The sequence below is a fragment of the Aeromonas sp. R7-2 genome, assembly GCF_040908105.1.
In the GTDB taxonomy this organism is placed as follows: Bacteria; Pseudomonadota; Gammaproteobacteria; order Enterobacterales; family Aeromonadaceae; genus Aeromonas; species Aeromonas caviae.
On sequence record NZ_JBFODC010000022.1, the window covers coordinates 184959 to 201535 of the forward strand.

At 62.7% G+C, this 16577-nt stretch carries 11 protein-coding genes; 7 read left to right on the forward strand and 4 right to left on the reverse strand.

The window, feature by feature from the left end:
• Window positions 1-12 precede the first annotated feature (12 nt).
• Both AB5Y47_RS08165 and hutW read left to right on the forward strand, forming a co-directional pair.
• Entirely contained in the window at window positions 13-501 is a 489-nt protein-coding gene (locus AB5Y47_RS08165) for an OmpA family protein (protein WP_368203673.1), read from the forward strand.
• 275 nt (window positions 502-776) lie between these two features.
• Entirely contained in the window at window positions 777-2132 is a 1356-nt protein-coding gene (gene hutW, locus AB5Y47_RS08170; protein WP_368220168.1) for a heme anaerobic degradation radical SAM methyltransferase ChuW/HutW, read from the forward strand.
• 56 nt (window positions 2133-2188) lie between these two features.
• On the opposite strand, the gene xseA is transcribed toward hutW, so the two are convergent.
• Together xseA and AB5Y47_RS08180 are read right to left on the reverse strand one after the other, a co-directional pair.
• A complete protein-coding gene (gene xseA, locus AB5Y47_RS08175; RefSeq protein WP_368220122.1) occupies window positions 2189-3553 on the reverse strand; it encodes an exodeoxyribonuclease VII large subunit in 1365 nt (454 codons plus the stop codon).
• Between the two features lie 106 nt (window positions 3554-3659).
• A complete protein-coding gene (locus AB5Y47_RS08180; protein WP_103243224.1) occupies window positions 3660-4568 on the reverse strand; it encodes a DMT family transporter in 909 nt (302 codons plus the stop codon).
• A gap of 376 nt (window positions 4569-4944) precedes the next feature.
• On the opposite strand from AB5Y47_RS08180, the gene AB5Y47_RS08185 reads away from it, so the two are divergent.
• From AB5Y47_RS08185 to AB5Y47_RS08205, 5 genes are all read left to right on the forward strand, one after another.
• Window positions 4945-8151 (forward strand): alpha-amylase family glycosyl hydrolase, encoded by a 3207-nt coding sequence (locus tag AB5Y47_RS08185; protein ID WP_368220123.1) that lies wholly within the window; start codon window positions 4945-4947, stop codon window positions 8149-8151.
• 840 nt (window positions 8152-8991) lie between these two features.
• On the forward strand, window positions 8992-9627 hold the full coding sequence (locus AB5Y47_RS08190; RefSeq protein ID WP_010674548.1) for a YitT family protein: 636 nt from the start codon (window positions 8992-8994) through the stop codon (window positions 9625-9627).
• 263 nt (window positions 9628-9890) lie between these two features.
• A complete protein-coding gene (gene guaB / locus AB5Y47_RS08195) occupies window positions 9891-11354 on the forward strand; it encodes an IMP dehydrogenase (RefSeq protein ID WP_010674549.1) in 1464 nt (487 codons plus the stop codon).
• 84 nt (window positions 11355-11438) lie between these two features.
• Entirely contained in the window at window positions 11439-13028 is a 1590-nt protein-coding gene (gene guaA / locus AB5Y47_RS08200) for a glutamine-hydrolyzing GMP synthase (protein WP_010674550.1), read from the forward strand.
• A gap of 901 nt (window positions 13029-13929) precedes the next feature.
• Window positions 13930-14688 carry a hypothetical protein gene (locus tag AB5Y47_RS08205; RefSeq protein ID WP_182310606.1) on the forward strand — a complete coding sequence of 253 codons (759 nt, stop codon included), beginning with the start codon at window positions 13930-13932 and terminating at the stop codon, window positions 14686-14688.
• Window positions 14689-14873: 185 nt separating this feature from the next.
• On the opposite strand, the gene AB5Y47_RS08210 is transcribed toward AB5Y47_RS08205, so the two are convergent.
• Together AB5Y47_RS08210 and AB5Y47_RS08215 are read right to left on the reverse strand one after the other, a co-directional pair.
• Window positions 14874-15701 (reverse strand): methylated-DNA--[protein]-cysteine S-methyltransferase, encoded by an 828-nt coding sequence (locus tag AB5Y47_RS08210; protein ID WP_319885825.1) that lies wholly within the window; start codon window positions 15699-15701, stop codon window positions 14874-14876.
• Between the two features lie 51 nt (window positions 15702-15752).
• The gene (locus tag AB5Y47_RS08215) at window positions 15753-16517 is read right to left on the reverse strand and encodes an SDR family oxidoreductase (RefSeq protein ID WP_124244096.1); all 765 of its coding nucleotides are present in this window, start codon (window positions 16515-16517) and stop codon (window positions 15753-15755) included.
• Window positions 16518-16577: the final 60 nt, after the last annotated feature.

Sequence of the window (16577 nt, forward strand, 5' to 3'; positions counted from 1 at the left end):
AGGATGATAAGAATGCGCATGTTGAACCCGATCAAAGCGGGCCTGGTGGCACTGTTGCTGAGTGTGCTGGCGGCGTGCCAGAGCCCTCCCCAGGGGCTCACGGCGGAGCAGATCGCCGCCTTGAAGGAGCAGGGATTTCACCTGACCGACCAGGGATGGACCCTGGATATCTCCAACAAGGTGCTGTTCGCCAACAATGTGGGGGCCCTCAACCCCGAGACCCGCCAGGTGGTGGAGAAACTCGGCAAGGCCCTGATTGAGGTAGGACTGAACCGGGCCCGGGTGGACGGTCATACCGACTCCAACGGTGATGAGGCCTACAACCAGCAACTCTCCCTCAAGCGGGCACGGTCGGTGGCCGATGTCCTGGTGTCGGTGGGTATGCCCCAGGGGAACCTGGATATCCGTGGCCGCGGAGAAGAGGCGCCCATCGCTGACAACGCGACCGCTGCCGGACGAGCGGAAAATCGCCGGGTTGCCATCATCATCGGCAATGGCTGACCCCGTCAGCCGGTATCGGCGCGGCGCTCCCGTCGGGAGCCTTGAATCAACCGCCTGATCCCGTGTGTGCCACCACTCTCCAGTGGGAGAGTGGCTCTCTTCCCTTGTTGTTTCACGTCTTCCTTGCCTGACGCGCTGCTGCCCTGATGGGGACAGAGTGACGGCTCAATCCTTCCCGACTTGATCCAGCACAAATACCTGCAACTGATATTCGTTATCATTTGCGTTATTTACGCAGGGTAACCCCAGTGACGACTCTCCAGCTTTCTTCGACCATGACGGGGCTTTGTACCCCGGATCCCCTCAAATTCGCCTTCACCGCCAAGACGTCGGCCCATGCCAGCCGGGGAGGGACCGCCCCCCTGATGCTGGACGATGCCGGCTGGCAAGCCTGGTGGCAGCAGGAGAGCGAGGCCAAGGCCCGAGCGCTCTATATCCATATCCCGTTTTGCCGCAAGCGCTGCAGTTTTTGCAACTTCTTCGAAAACGGCGCCCATCCGGCGCGCATGAGCCGCTACATGGAGGCACTCTGCGGGTCGCTGCACCAGGCAGCCGAGACGCCGCTCGTCCAGAGCCGGCCTTTTTCGGCGGTCTATGTGGGGGGCGGCACGCCAACCGACATGGCGGCGGGCGATCTCGCCCGCCTGGCCAGCGCCATCCGCCGTTTTCCCCTGACCGTAGATGCGGAGCTGACCCTGGAGGGGCGGCTCAACGGCTTTGATGACGAGAAGTGGCAGACGGCCCTGGCGGGTGGCTTCAATCGCTTCTCGTTCGGCGTGCAGAGTTTTGATACCCGCGTGCGCCAGCAGGCGGCCCGCTTCGATGACAGGGAGACCTTGCTGTCCCGGCTGGCGGCGCTGACCCGCCACAACGAGGCGGTGATCGTGGCGGATCTCATCTTCGGTCTGCCGGGGCAGGATGAGGCCGTGTGGCGCCAGGATATCGCGGATGTGATGGCGAGCGGGGTGCACGGGGTGGATCTCTATCAACTCATCTCCATGGCGGGCACCAACCTGGCGCGCGCCGACGAGAAAGGCACCCTGGGCTGGGCCGCCGATGGCCAGCAGCGGGCAGTCATGTATGCCGACGGGGCACGGACGCTGGAGGCGGGGGGCTGGGAGCGGCTCTCCTGCAGCCACTGGCGGCGCACCGATGCCGAGCAGAGCCGTTACAACCAGATGGCCAAGTGGGGCGCCGAGATCCTGCCCTTCGGCGCAGGGGCGGGGGGCAACATTCACGGCCACGGCCTCATGTATGGCCGGGATCTGGCGCCCTGGCATGAGGCGCAGGCGGGGGGCGTGCGTGCTCCCGGCATGGTGATGAGGCCCAATCCCGATGCCCGTCTCGACGGGCTGCTGCGAGGGGGGCTCGATACCGGATGGCTGGCGTTGTCGCAATTGCCACAGGGGCTGGTCTCCCACCTGATGCCGCTCTTTGAGGCCTGGCAGCGACACGGGCTGGCACGGCTCTCGGCCGAGCGTCTCGCCCTCACCCTGGCGGGGCGTTTCTGGAACGTGAATTTGCAGGCCGGGTTGTTCGAGTATCTGAGGTGCAATCCACCGGGGGGGAGCAAGGAGGGCGCGAAACCATCCGGCCACCCGGGCAAGATGGCCGGTCATGCCCGGGTATAACGGGCTATCGGAGCACAGAAAGGAGGCGGGGGCCTGGTGCAGGCCCCCGCTTTTTGTCAGCGGTTGTCGACCTCGTCCACCCGTACCCGCAGCACTCCCTCTGCGAGGGTGGTGATCAGGGTCTGGCCTGCATTGACCTGGGATGCGCGGCGGATCACCTCCCCGGAGGGGGTGCGCACGATGGCGTAACCGCGCCCCAGGGTGGCCAGCGGGCTGATGCCGTCGAGGCGGGCTCCCAGCATGGCGAGGCGGTGGCGGGCGAGATCCTGGCGTTTTGCGATGAGGGCATGGAGGCGCTCCTCGGCAAGCTGGTGACGACGTTTGCCGATGGCCAGCCGCTTTTCGGGGCTTCTGGCCTGCAGGCGCATGGCGAGGCCCGCGAGGCGCCGCTCCCCCTGGTGCAGGCGATCACGCAGGTGCTGCTGCAAGCGGCGGTCGAGCTCGTCGAGGCGCTGTGACTGCTGCTCCAGCCGTCGCTTGGGATCCTGATGATCGAGCCGCTTCTGCAGCAGGACGAAGCAATGGCGGGCGGCGACCTGGTGACGGCTCATGGCCTGGGTGAGCCGCTGGCGCAGGTGCACGAGGCGCTGGGCGCGGGTGCGCCTGTCCGGCGCCACCAGCTCGGCGGCGGCAGAGGGGGTGGGGGCACGAAGGTCGGCGGCAAAGTCGCTGATGGTGACGTCCACCTCGTGTCCTACGGCGCTCACCACGGGGATGGCGGAGCCTGCGATGGCCCGTGCCACCGCCTCTTCGTTGAAGCACCAGAGATCTTCAAGGGAGCCGCCGCCGCGTCCGACGATGAGCACATCCACCTCGGCGCGGCGGTTGGCAAGCATGATGGCCGAGACGATCTGGGCGGTGGCGGCGCTCCCCTGCACCTGGGTCGGGTAGATGAAAACGGGCAAGTCCGGGGCGCGGCGTTCAAGCACCGTCAGCATGTCGTGCAGGGCGGCGCCGGTGGCGGAGGTGACCAGCCCGACGGCGCGGGGTTCCCGGGGCAAGGGGCGCTTGCGCCCTTCGTCAAAGAGCCCTTCGGCCCCGAGGCGGCGCTTGAGCTCCTCGAAGCGCAAGGCCAGCATGCCATCCCCGGCGGGCTGCATGGACTCGATGATGAGCTGGTAGTCGCCCCGGGGTTCATAGAGGGAGACTCGCGCCTGCACCAGTACCTGCATGCCATCCAGGGGACGGAACGGCACCCGGCGGTTGTTGCCCTTGAACATGGCGCAGCGAACCTGGGCCGACATGTCCTTGAGGGAGAAGTACCAGTGGCCGGAACTTGGCATCGCGAGGTTCGAGAGCTCGCCGGTGAGCCACACCAGCCCCAGATCCTGCTCCAGGATCATGCGCACGGCGCTGTTGAGGCGGGTGACGGTGAAGATCTGCTGTTGTCTGCTCTGACTGGCGGGTTCGAGGTGATTCAAGGCTGTCCCTGCTGTGGTGTCCGCCGGGGCGGGAGAAACGATGGGGGTCATCATACCCCAGTTGCGCCCATCTGCCGAGCCATGGGCCCGGCAGATGACGCGGAGCCTAGGCTTGTGCCTTGGCCGACTTGATGGCTTTGGCGGGGCTGGTCACCAGCCAGACCGCGAGGCAGACCACGGCGCCGCCGAACACGAAGCCGCCGGTGAGGGTTTCCCCCAGCACCAGATAGCCCCACAGGATGCCGAAGGGCGGAATGAGGAAGGTGACAGTGAGGCTTCGCAGGGGGCCGATGTCGGCGATCAGTCTGAAATAGAGCAGATAGGCGAAGGCGGTGCAGAGGAAGCCGACCGCCAGCACGCTGGCCCAGACCCCAGGCTGGGCCCAGTCGACGGCGGGGCCGGTCGCCAGGGTGTAGCCGAAGAAGGGAAGCAGGAAGAGGACGGCCCCTATCTGGCTGCCAAAGGCCACCAGTTTGGCGTCCAGGCCTCCCCGCTCGGTGACCCAGCGTCTCGTCAGAAAGCCGGCGCAGCCATAGCAGGCGGTGGCGATGAGGCAGGCCAGCACCCCGATGGCCAGTTGGCCGCTCAGGTCGACCTCCCCGGTGGTGGTGATGAGCCCGATGCCCACCAGCCCCAGCATGACCCCGGCCCACTTGCGCAAGGTCAGCGCCTCGTGAAAGAAGGAGAAGCCGATGAGGGCGCCCATCAGGGGCGTGGTGGCGTTGAGGATGGCGGAATACCCTGCGGGCAGCCAGAGGGCCGCCACGGCATACATCAGGAAGGGGACGCCGGAGTTGATGATGCCAAGCACCATGATGGATTTGAGCTTGCCCTGAAACTGCATGGGGGTGCGCAGCAGCAGGAGCATGGCGGCGAGCCCGACGAGGGCGAAGAAGACCCGCAGGAAGGTGGTGTTGACCGAGCCGAACGCCGGCGCCGCGATGCGCATGAACAAGAAGCTGGCACCCCAGATGGCTGCCAGCGCGAGCAATCTCCCGTAATCCGATGGTCTCATCGTTTCTCCCTGAATGAACCGCCCTGTTGCCCGAGATGGCAAGAGGGATTGCATCATGGGGGCAAGTGTCCCCGATGGCAACGGCGCCGTGCAGGAGGCAGGGGCTGACCCTGTGCCCGAGGTGGTCGCGGAGGGCGGCCATCTTGCTCTCCCCGATGGGGGGGCCCCTCACTTCTGCGCCAGGAAATGAAAGCGCTATCAATCACATACAGCCCATGATGAGGTCGACAGTGGTCACATTTTGCGCGTGTTGGCCATGAATTGGCCATGGGGGACTCTAGACTGGTCGGGCTCATCTGAAGGCGGGACGTTGCGGATGGGGGAATGCCGGGACACACCGGCATCACACACAAACAATGAAAATAAAGGACTATCAATGGCTAGATGGATACTCGCGGCCGGATTGTTGGGAACCCTGATCACGGCGCCGAGCACGGCGGCGGAGTGGTTCTTCCGGGGCACCGCGAATGGATGGGCGGCGACCGCCATGACGTCGACGGACGGCGTCAATTTTGATACCTGCCAGCGCTTCGTGAGCGGGGATGCCAGCGGCGGCCCGCGCTTCAAGATAGACAGGTACGGCAACTGGCAGCAGAGCTACCCGGCGGCCGACTACGGGGTCAATGCCAACACGGCGTACCAGATCCGCATCAACGCGAGCACCCAGGCGGTGAGCGCGACGGCGGTGGCCAGTTGCGAGGCCTCGGGGTTTGCCAGCACCTTGCCGCAGCTCAACGTGCGCGGCACCTTCAACGGCTGGGCCAGCCTCCCCATGACCCTGGTGGCGGATCACCTGTGGCAGGTGGAAGCCTACCTGGATGGCAAGGCGAGCCAGCGCCTCAAGTTTGATCAGGCTGGGGACTGGGCCGTCAACTTTGGCGACAGCAACGGCGACGGCGTGCTGGAGAAAAGTGGCGGCGACATCTTTTGGAGCGCCGTGGGCACGGTGCGCATCCAGGTCAACGATCAGACCCTGGCCTACAGCATCACCCCCCTTGGGGATGACAACCAGCCGCCGCTCGCGGTCATCACCCCGGGGGGGACGGTGAACGTGACCCAGGGGGCGTCGCTCACCTTGAGCGGCAGCGACTCCACGGATCCCGACGGCCAGATCGCGAGCTATCTGTGGAGCAGCGGCGAGACCACGGAGAGCATCGTCGTCAACACCACCCAGACCGGCACCTTCACCTATGGCCTCACGGTCACCGACGATCAGGGCGCCAAGGGCAGCAGCAGCGTGAGCGTGGTGGTCGGGGCAGGACAGAGCAGCGACAGCTGGTACTTCCGGGGCACGGCCAACAACTGGGGGCTCACCCCCATGACCAGCGAGGATGGCACCATCTTCTGCACCGAGCAGGCCTTTGGCAGCAACAACCCCCGCTTCAAGATTGACCACAAGGGGGACTGGACCGAGGCGTATCCGGCCCAGGATTACCTGGTCAGCGCCAACACCAGTTATCGCATCTGCTTTGACAGCCTGCGCAAGGCCATCGAGGTGGAGACGCTGGCCGGGGCCGATCTGCAGGCCCCCACGGTGACGGCCACCCCGTCCCCGGGGAGTTATGTGGACAGTCAGTCCATCACCCTGGGAGTGAGCGACGATCAGGACAGCGCCCCCGCCGTGCATTTCACGACGGACGGCAGCCAGCCCACCACGGCATCGGCCCGCTATGCAGGTCAGCCCCTGGTGGCGAGTGACAAGGGGAGCGGCACCGATCTGGTGATCCGCACCCTTGCCATCGACGCCAGCGGCAATCAGCGCGAGCAGCGCTTCGAGTACCGTATCGGCGAGCAGGGGGTGGCGAGCGGCGATTTTCGCGCCGAGAGCATCTACTTCCTGCTGACTGCCCGCTTCTATGATGGCGATGCCAGCAACAACTACTACAACCGGGATCGCTACAAGGCGGGGGATCCCCAGTGGCGTGGCGACTTCAAGGGTTTGATCGCCAAGCTCGACTACATCAAGGATCTCGGCTTCACCGCCATCTGGGTGACGCCGCCGGTGGAGAACCGCTCCGGCCTCGACTACCACGGCTACCATGCCTACGACTTCTACCGGGTCGATCCCCGTCTGGAGTCGCCGGGGGCGGGTTACCGGGAGTTCATCCAGGCGGCCCACGCCAAGGGGCTCAAGGTGATCCAGGACGTGGTGCTCAACCACTCGAGCCAGTACGGCCTGCGCGGCAAGACCTGGATCGATCGCCTGCCCGTCAAATACTACGTACCGGCGGGGTCGAGCCAGGGACTCATCAACAATGGCCCCTATCAGGGCAATCTTGGGGATTACGCCAGTGCCAACCGCTGTGACGACGACAACCCGGCGGCGCCCGACTGGTACAAGGCTCGCTGCCAGTCCGATCCGGCGGGCACCCAGCCCCTGGTAGATCCCAAGACCGGCGCCACCGTGCCGAGCGCAGGCTACAACCCCAACCGCTTCTTCGGCATCGACGCCCAGACCCTGGATCCCGCCTGGTATCACCTGGACGGTTTCATGTCCGGCGGTGACTGGGAGAGCCCGCTCGCCCTGCAGCGCAAGCACATGGCGGGGGACTGCATCGATCTCGCCACCGGCAACCAGAACGTCAAGGACTACCTCAACGGCGCCATTCGTCAGTACCTCGACATGGGGGTGGATGCGATTCGTATCGATACCTTGAAGCACATCGAGCGGGACGAACTGCTGACCTATGTCCATGACTGGCAGGCCCACAAGCCGGGGCTGTTCGTCTTTGGCGAAAACCTGGTCAAGGGCACCGGCTGGGGCTCTGAGCTGGCCAACGACAATGCCTCGGCGGTGATCCGCCCCTGGTGGTATACCCGCACCACGCCGAACCCGGCCAATCCCCGTGCAGGGGGCGATTCCGGCCTCTCTGTGCTGGACTTCTCGCTGTTCTCCACCTTCCGTGACAACGTCACCCGGGGGAACTTTGGCGGGGTAGGGGGGATTTTCGCCATGGACTGGGTCTATGGGGATGCCACCAAGCTCATCACCTTCTTCCAGAACCATGACGTGGGGCCGGACAACGACTTCAAGTACCGCTACGGCGGGGAAGAGGGGAATGCGGCCATGACCTACAACCTGCTCTGGACGGCGCGGGGGATCCCGACCCTCTACTACGGGGAGGAGGTGATGTTCCAGGCGGGCAAGCCCCAGGATATCGATGGGGCCACCATGACGGTGGATCAGACCGGTCGTGCCTACTACGGGGAGGTGCTGGACAACCCCGCCACCCCGAGCCACCCGCTTTATCAGCACATCAAGCGCTTGAACCAGATCCGCAAGGCGGTGCCCGCCCTGCAAAAAGCGCCCATGAGCCAGGTGAACGAGTGGGGGAGCGGCATCAGCTTCGTGCGTGATCTGAGTGCCGAAGGGAGCTACGCCGCCGTGGGCCTTGCGGCCAACTCGGCCCAGCAGATAAACCTGAGTGGCCTGAAGAACGGCACCTACACGGACGCGGTAACCGGTGCGAGCCAGAGCGTCAGCAACGGCAGCCTGAGCTTTGCGGTGCCCGCCTATTCGGCGCGGGTCTGGGTACTGAACGGCCCGGGCAAGGTCGGTGCTGACGGCAAATACCTCAAGTAAGGAAGCCCTGTCACAGGGTGCAGCGAGTCGGCCTTCGGGCCGACTTTTTTATTCTGCCTTCTGCCTATGCCTGAATGGATGCCCCATCCTGATGGGGCTCTGGCTCTGGCTCTGGCTCTGGCTCTGGCTCTGGCTGCGGGGGCTGGTGGATGGGCAGACCTGTGGACTCGCGACCAGCACGCTCATGGGCAGGGGGCTAGAGGGAAGGGGAGTGGTGCATCCGCCGCCCGAGTCACTTCATGCTCTGCATATTGGAGTGCTCATTGCTGTGCTCATGGCAGTGAGCAAAGCGGTGCCCATGTCGTCTTTGCGCTGCGGTGCAAGGCAAACTGTGCCACTCGGCTGCTCTATATTGGTGCAATTGCTCTTTATTGGTGCGCGACATCCACATCCGCCCCTGGAACCCGCCCCGAAGAAACACGCCGTATGGCCCCCGGGCTTCCCCCATGACAAGCATCATCCATGCTGAAAAGCGGCATCCTATCGACATGATCTGCCGAAAAACCGGGCTGTGAAGGGGATAGCACGAGGCCTTTTTCGGTGACGCGGGTAAACATGCTGCGCCACTGTGATGGCCGATCACGGAAGTGGTGGATTCTACCTGCATATTGCGCATTTGTCGGAATTTAAATCCGATTATTTATGTTATCGCGGACTCTTGTTTTGATTGGCGCTCTTTTTGCTGTGCCTTGTCATCCCCATGATGGCGAGATCAGGGGGCGGGGGAGCGCAAGATTGGGGGGTGGGGACGGCAAGGTGAACGGGTCGCCGCCATCAGCCCCAACGCGGCCTGGTTGTCGGGCAACGGATGCCACCATCAAATCGGATCTAAGGAGTCATATGGAAGGTGAAATGACCATGCAGCCAGCGGCTGCGGGCAGGGGGCTGGCCCATACCCTCAAGGACGATGTCTACGGCATGGTGCTCGGGGTCATGTTTATCGCCGTGGGGCTCAATCTGCTCAAGTGTTCCGGCATGATCACCGGTGGCATCGCGGGCATCGCCCTGCTGATCGCCCATGTCAGCACCCTGCCCATCGGCGTGCTCTTCTTCCTGGTGAACCTGCCCTTCATGGTGTTCTGCTACGTCACCATGGGGCGCGCCTTCACCCTCAAGACGCTGATCGTCAACGTCGCCCTCTCGGCGGCCACCCAGGCGGTGCCGCTGCTGCTGACGGTGAGCTATGTCCATCCCCTGTTTGCCGCCCTGGTGGGGGGAACCTTCCTCGGCATGGGGGTCTTGTCTCTGGCGCGTCACAATGCCTCCGTGGGGGGCACCGGCGTGGTGACGCTCTGGCTGCAACGGCGCACCGGCATCAATGCGGGAAAGAGCCAGATGGTGCTGGATGTGCTGGTGTTTGCGCTCTCTCTGCTCACCCTGCCGCTTCCCCTGCTGCTCTGGTCAACCCTGAGTGCGCTGGCCATGAACGCCATGCTGATGAACTGGCACAAGCCGGGCCGCTATCAGGGGAACTGACAGCCGGTCTGGCTGACGGCTGAGAGGGAAAAAGGCCGTTCCGGGAGACTGGCGGCAGAAAGGGGCTCAACGGCAAAAAAGATCATCTTGTCGGGAAAAACGGCATGGTTACGGCTGAATTTATTGGTTTTTTGCCCTGTTGGTGGCGTTAAATCGGGCTACGCCATAAAAAATTCAAAAAACTTCTTTACCACTGCCCAATGCATGAGTAAAATTTGTCGGCAATATTTTACACCCCCACTCCTCAACGGTGAGATATTGCCATGCTCAGGATTGCCAAAGAAGCGCTGACCTTCGACGATGTACTGTTGGTTCCAGCCCACTCCACTGTTCTCCCCAATACCGCCGACCTGCGTACCAAGCTCACGTCTGCGATCACGCTGAATATCCCGATGATCTCCGCTGCCATGGACACAGTGACCGAAGCCCGTCTGGCTATCGCACTGGCCCAGGAAGGCGGTATCGGCTTCATTCACAAGAACATGTCCATCGAGCAGCAGGCTGCCGAAGTGCGCAAGGTCAAGAAGTACGAGAGCGGTGTGGTCAGCGATCCCGTTACCGTGCGCCCTGACATGACCATCGCCCAGATCAAGGAGCTGAGCCACAAGAACGGTTTCGCCGGTTACCCCGTGGTGACTGACGGCAACCAGCTGGTGGGTATCATCACCGGCCGTGACGTGCGCTTCGTCATCGATCTCTCCCAGACCGTCGAACAGATCATGACCCAGAAAGATCGTCTGGTGACCGTGCGTGAAGGGGCCCCTCGTGAAGAGGTGGTGGCCCTGATGCAAAAGCACCGCATCGAGAAGGTGCTGGTGGTCAACGGCGACTTCAAGCTCAAGGGCATGATCACAGTGAAGGACTTCCAGAAAGCCGAGCGCAAGCCCAACGCCTGTAAAGACGAGCGTGGCCGTCTGCGGGTCGGTGCCGCCGTCGGTGCCGGTGCCGGCAACGAAGAGCGCGTCGCCGCCCTGGTGGAAGCCGGTGTGGACGTGCTGCTGATTGACTCCTCCCACGGCCACTCCCAGGGCGTGCTGGATCGCATCAAGGCGACCCGTGAAGCCTATCCTGACCTGCAAATCATCGGCGGCAACGTCGCCACCGCCGCTGGCGCCAAGGCGCTGGTGGAAGCGGGTGTCAACGCCGTCAAGGTCGGTATCGGCCCGGGCTCCATCTGTACTACCCGTATCGTGACCGGCGTGGGCGTGCCCCAGATCACCGCCATCTCCGACGCTGTGGACGCCCTGGAAGGCACCGGCGTGCCGGTGATTGCCGATGGCGGCATCCGCTTCTCCGGCGATGTGGCCAAGGCCATCGCCGCGGGCGCAAGCTGCGTCATGGTGGGCTCCATGTTTGCCGGTACCGAAGAGGCGCCGGGCGAGATCGAGCTCTATCAGGGCCGCTCCTTCAAGTCCTACCGCGGCATGGGCTCTCTGGGTGCCATGTCCAAGGGCTCCAGCGACCGTTACTTCCAGACCGACAACGCCGCCGACAAGCTGGTGCCGGAAGGGATCGAAGGGCGCGTGCCGTACAAGGGCCGCCTCAAAGAGATCATCCACCAGCAGATGGGCGGCCTGCGCTCCTCCATGGGTCTGACTGGCAGCGCGACCATCGACGACATGCGCACCAAGGCCGAGTTTGTGCGCATCTCGGGCGCCGGGATGAAAGAGTCCCACGTTCACGACGTGACCATTACCAAAGAAGCCCCCAACTACCGGATGGGCTGATGAAACGGGGCTCTGCGCCCCGTTTTTCCACCCTTTTTTTATCCCGTGCTTTTTGTGACAACATCAGCCTGATGCAGGAATAAAATGACTAAAGACATTCACGCCCACCGTATCCTTATCCTGGATTTCGGTTCCCAGTACACCCAGCTCATCGCCCGTCGCGTCCGTGAAATCGGCGTCTACTGCGAGCTGTGGGCCTGGGATGTAACCGAAGAGCAGATCCGCGAGTTCAACCCGAGCGGCATCATCCTCTCCGGCGGCCCGGAATCCGTGACCGAGGCGGGCAGCCCGCGCGCCCCCGAGTACGTGTTCAACGCCGGTGTGCCGGTGTTCGGTATCTGCTACGGCATGCAGACCATGTCCGAGCAGCTCGGCGGCAAGGTGCAGTCCTCCAACCTGCGTGAATTCGGCTACGCCCAGGTCGAAGTGCTGGGCCAGTCCGGCAAGACCAGCGCTCTCTTGCGCAACATCGAAGACGCCATTGCCGACAACGGCAATGCCCTGCTGGATGTCTGGATGAGCCACGGCGACAAGGTCACCGAGATCCCCGCCGGTTTCACCACCATCGCCCAGACCGCGACCTGCCCCCATGCCGCCATGGCCGACGAAGCCAAGCGCTTCTACGGCGTGCAGTTCCACCCGGAAGTGACCCACACCCGCCAGGGTGCCCGTATGCTGGAACACTTCGTCAAGGACATCTGCGGCTGCGAATGCCTCTGGACCCCGGCCACCATCATCGACGACGCCGTTGCCCGCATCCGCGAGCAGGTGGGTGACGACGAGGTGATCCTGGGCCTCTCCGGCGGCGTGGACTCCTCCGTGGTCGCCATGCTGGTGCACCGCGCCATCGGCGATCGCCTGACCTGTGTCTTCGTCGACAACGGCCTGCTGCGCCTGAACGAAGGCCAGCAGGTGATGGACATGTTCGGCGATCACTTCGGCCTGAACATCATCAAGGTCGACGCCGAAGAGCGCTTCCTCTCCGCTCTCGCGGGTATCGACGAGCCGGAAGCCAAGCGCAAGACCATCGGCCGCGTCTTCGTCGAAGTGTTCGACGACGAGTCCAAGAAGCTCAAGAACGCCAAGTGGCTGGCCCAGGGCACCATCTACCCGGACGTCATCGAATCCGCTGCCAGCAAGACCGGCAAGGCCCACGTCATCAAGTCCCACCACAACGTCGGCGGCCTGCCGGAAGAGATGAAGATGGGGCTGGTGGAGCCGCTGCGCGAGCTGTTCAAAGACGAAGTGCGCCGCGTCGGCCTCGAACTCGGCCTGCCCTACGACATGCTCTACCGTCACCCCTTCCCGGGCCCGGGTCTGGGCGTGCGCGTGCTTGGTGAAGTGAAGAAAGAGTACTGCGACCTGCTGCGCAAGGCTGACGCCATCTTCATCGAAGAGCTGCGCAAGGCCGACCTCTACAACCAGGTCAGCCAGGCGTTTGCCGTCTTCCTGCCGGTGCGCTCCGTCGGCGTCATGGGCGATGGCCGCAAGTACGACTGGGTCATTGCCCTGCGCGCCGTCGAGACCATCGACTTCATGACCGCCCACTGGGCTCACCTGCCGTACGACTTCCTCGGCCACGTGTCGAATCGCATCATCAACGAGATCAACGGCATCTCCCGCGTGGTGTACGACGTCTCCGGCAAGCCGCCCGCGACTATCGAATGGGAATAAGCGGCTAACGCCTCTCCCTGCGATCACGCAAAACTGTCAAAAAGGCGCCCTTGAGGCGCCTTTTCTTTTTCCAATCGTTTGCGAGAAAATTTTGTCCCTGGCGCAGGGGGTGAGGGCTCTGTTGCCAACGTTGTCGCGGTGAGTGCCCGAGTCGATCGGAAGAGCGCCATCCATCGCATCCACACAAGGCGGCAGGCTGTGGTTTATCCAGACGGGGAGGGGGAGCAACCCCTGTCCGCAGTTGCCATGTGGGTAATGGAGCCGGATACCCGCCGTTTGGATGCCCCATCTTGATGCAAGAGGGTGATGCGAGTGGCTGATGCGCCCCCCCAAGACGGGGTCATTTCTTGATCTGGCTTGGGAAACACCCACCCTCCGCTTTTTCTTGTCTCTCTCGCTCGCTAGGATAGTCGTTTGGAAATGACTTCTTTGGAGTCACCTATGAGTCAGGCCAAGAGACATCGCGTGGGCCAAAGGCAGCAAACTGGAGGCTGTCGGGCGGTAGCTTGGCTGTTATTCGGGAATGGCACGGGCGGACTGGGTACCAGTGGGTGTCGCAGTGGATAGAAGCGAATGCAACAGCGAGTCAGTACCAGCAGGATCTTCTATTCGGATGTTTCAGTGATGCAAATGCATCACTATTTTGACTTGTTCACGCAGGCGGGTTTGGTGGTGCTTTCCATGGCTGATTTCTTTTCTGTATTTCATACGGCGTAAGTCATAGAGCCAAAAGAGGAAGTCAGGCGAATATGCTCAGCTGTCAGAAATTGGTTGGTAATATTATGATTTAAAATGAGTTTTATGGCGGTTATGAAGATGAAGCGGAGTTATACAGAAGGCTCTGCTATTGGATTAGTACCGCCTTCCATCTAATCACTGTTAGGCGCTTGAGTTCAAAGCCATGGCAACACAGAAGCTCACACTGGTAGAAAACGCGTTCGACAGCCTTGAGCATGCGATTTCGCATCTCAACGCAATGCCCAAGGCGCCAACAGCAGGAACCTTCAAGCGCATCATCCTGGACCTCTCTCACGTAGCAGAACTTCTTTTCAAAGAACGTCTTCGCCAAATTCACCCTGCGTTTATTCTGTCTGACGTTGATAAGTACCCCTCTGCTACAGCTCACACCGTGACGGCTGCGGATGCTTTACGCCGCCTTCAAAGAATTGGAGAGGTTGAGTTCACTGAGGCTGACCAAAGCGCATTAAAAACCATCAGAGAGAAGAGGAATGAAATTGAGCACTATGAGTTCTCCATTGACGCAACCGAGGCAAAGGTTGTCATTGGTAGCGTGCTCGCTTTTATCTTTCGCTTCGCCACAGATGAAGTAGGGCTCGATTGGGCTGGCCGCAGGATTGAAGATCCGGCGTGGAAGCGCCTCAATGAGTATGCCGAGTTCTATGAACTTGAAAAGGCTCGCGTCTTAGAGGCGCTAAACGGCAGCGGTATTCCTACGATGGAATGCCCGATGTGCGGCAATGAGACTTTCGACATGGAGGCAGAGGTCTGTGTGCTGTGTGGTCACAATGAACCCGTGCTCCAGTGCAAGTCATGCAAGGCAGACTATCTCTACTCGAATGTGGAATACGAAGAAGCCGAGCTTTGCCCTCAATGCGAATGGGAAGACGGCTATGCAGCAGCACATTACGAGAAGTACTAGTAACGCGCCACGCCTAACTAGTCGGTCAAGCGGACGCCAACAAGGGCCATGCCTTTGGCATTCTGATGGCCCTTGTTGGTACGGTAATCCCCCCCTGGATATAGCCGGACGACTGTCCGGCTATATCTGATGGTCTGTTGCCTCATGATCAGTCGGCTCTTTTCCCCCTATCAGACCGGCGAACTTCACTCATATCTCGCCGCTTCCCAGGCGTGTATCGCCTGTTTGCGGGTTTCGCCCCAGTGATAGCCGCCGAGTTTGCCGTTTTGCTGGATGACCCGGTGGCAGGGGATCATCAAGGCGACGGGGTTGGCGCCCACCGCCAGTCCCACGGCGCGGGCGGCCTTGGGGTTGCCGACGGCGCTCGCCACCTGGGCGTAGCTCACCACCTTGGTGGGCGGGATCGCGAGCAGCGCCCGCCAGACGCTGATCTGAAAGTTGGTGCCGCTCACGTGCAAGGAGAGGGGGCGATCCGGCGTCTTGCTGCCATCGAACATGGTGTGGATGACCTCCTGGGTGCGTGATGGCGCTTCTCGCAGTTCTGCCGCTGGCCAACGCTGGGCGAGGGCGGCCAGGGGCGCCTCTGGGGCCTGGTCATCGAGAAAGGAGAAGTTGCATACCCCCCGCTGGGTCAGGGCGACGAACGCCTGGCCGAAGGGGGTGTCGTGCACCCCGTGATCGATCACCAGCCCGGCCCCGCGCTGCTTGTATTCGCCCGGCGTCACCGCCTCGAGCTGCACGAAGTGATCGTAGAGCCGCGAGCCGCTGCTAAGGCCCAGGGTGTCGGCTACCTCCAGCAGCGGGCGCGACTCCTGCAACAGCGCCTTGGCCCGCTCCAGGGTCAGCACCTGCAGATAGCGTTTGGGTGTCACTCCGGCCCAGCGGCTGAACAGCCGCTGGAAGTGAAAGGGGCTTAAGTGAACGTGCGCCGCTATCTCGTCCAGGGTGGGCTGGCGCGCCACCTGGCTTGCGATAAAACGGATGGCATCGGCGATGCGGGCGTAATCAGACATAAGGCGCTCTCACGATAGGTTTGCAGCCGCAGGATCTTGGGTGCGACAAGGTCATGTGCGACAAATAGATACCCCACCATCGGCCAGCAGAGCAATGCCGGTGGTAAAGCTCGATGCATCGGACGCGAGATAAAGGGCCGAGCGGGCGATCTCCTCCGGTTGGGCCAGCCGTTTGAGGGCATGCATATGCTGCACAAAGGCGAGACTCTCCGGTGTATCGGTAAAGGCCCGCCCCATGGGGGTGTCGGTGCCCCCCGGCAGCAGGGCGTTGACCCGCACCCCTTGTGCCCCATATTCGGCGGCCAGCACCTGGGTCAGACCGATGAGGCCCGCCTTGCTCGCGGCATAGGCCGCCATGCCGGGCAGCCCCAGGGTATGGCCGACGAAGGTGGAGGTAAAGATAAGGGAGCCGCCCCCGCGTGCCTGCATGGCGGGGATCTGGTACTTGGCCCCCACAAAGGCGCTGGTGAGGTTGGTATCCAGGGTCTCCTGCCACTGCGCCAGTCCAAGCCCCGGCACGCTGCCCGGTGTCCCCGTGGTGCCGGCGTTGTTGAAGGCGATATCGAGTCCGCCGAAACGGGTCAGCGCGAGATCCACCAGGGCGCGGGCATAGGTTTCGCTTTTCACATCTCCCGCCAGGCTCACCGCCTGGCCCCCGAATTCCCTGATCTCCTCCACCAGCAGATCCAGCTCGGGCTGGCGGCGGGCGCCGACGACGACGCTGGCCCCCTCCCTTGCAAACAGGATGGCGCTGGCGCGACCGATACCGGAGCTGGCGCCCGTGATGATGGCGACCTTGTTGGACAGTAATGACATGGCAGTTCCCTCGCGAGATGCGCATGGCGCCAGGTGGCGACGCTCATGCAGGATTGGCAG

Coding starts and splice junctions, on each gene's coding strand:
- guaB (WP_010674549.1), top strand. CDS start 9,891: ATGCTCAGGATTGCCAAAGAAGCGCTGACCTTCGACGATGTACTGTTG.
- AB5Y47_RS08165 (WP_368203673.1), top strand. CDS start 13: ATGCGCATGTTGAACCCGATCAAAGCGGGCCTGGTGGCACTGTTGCTG.
- AB5Y47_RS08210 (WP_319885825.1), bottom strand. CDS start 15,701: ATGTCTGATTACGCCCGCATCGCCGATGCCATCCGTTTTATCGCAAGC.
- hutW (WP_368220168.1), top strand. CDS start 777: ATGACGGGGCTTTGTACCCCGGATCCCCTCAAATTCGCCTTCACCGCC.
- AB5Y47_RS08180 (WP_103243224.1), bottom strand. CDS start 4,568: ATGAGACCATCGGATTACGGGAGATTGCTCGCGCTGGCAGCCATCTGG.
- AB5Y47_RS08185 (WP_368220123.1), top strand. CDS start 4,945: ATGGCTAGATGGATACTCGCGGCCGGATTGTTGGGAACCCTGATCACG.
- AB5Y47_RS08215 (WP_124244096.1), bottom strand. CDS start 16,517: ATGTCATTACTGTCCAACAAGGTCGCCATCATCACGGGCGCCAGCTCC.
- guaA (WP_010674550.1), top strand. CDS start 11,439: ATGACTAAAGACATTCACGCCCACCGTATCCTTATCCTGGATTTCGGT.
- AB5Y47_RS08190 (WP_010674548.1), top strand. CDS start 8,992: ATGGAAGGTGAAATGACCATGCAGCCAGCGGCTGCGGGCAGGGGGCTG.
- AB5Y47_RS08205 (WP_182310606.1), top strand. CDS start 13,930: ATGGCAACACAGAAGCTCACACTGGTAGAAAACGCGTTCGACAGCCTT.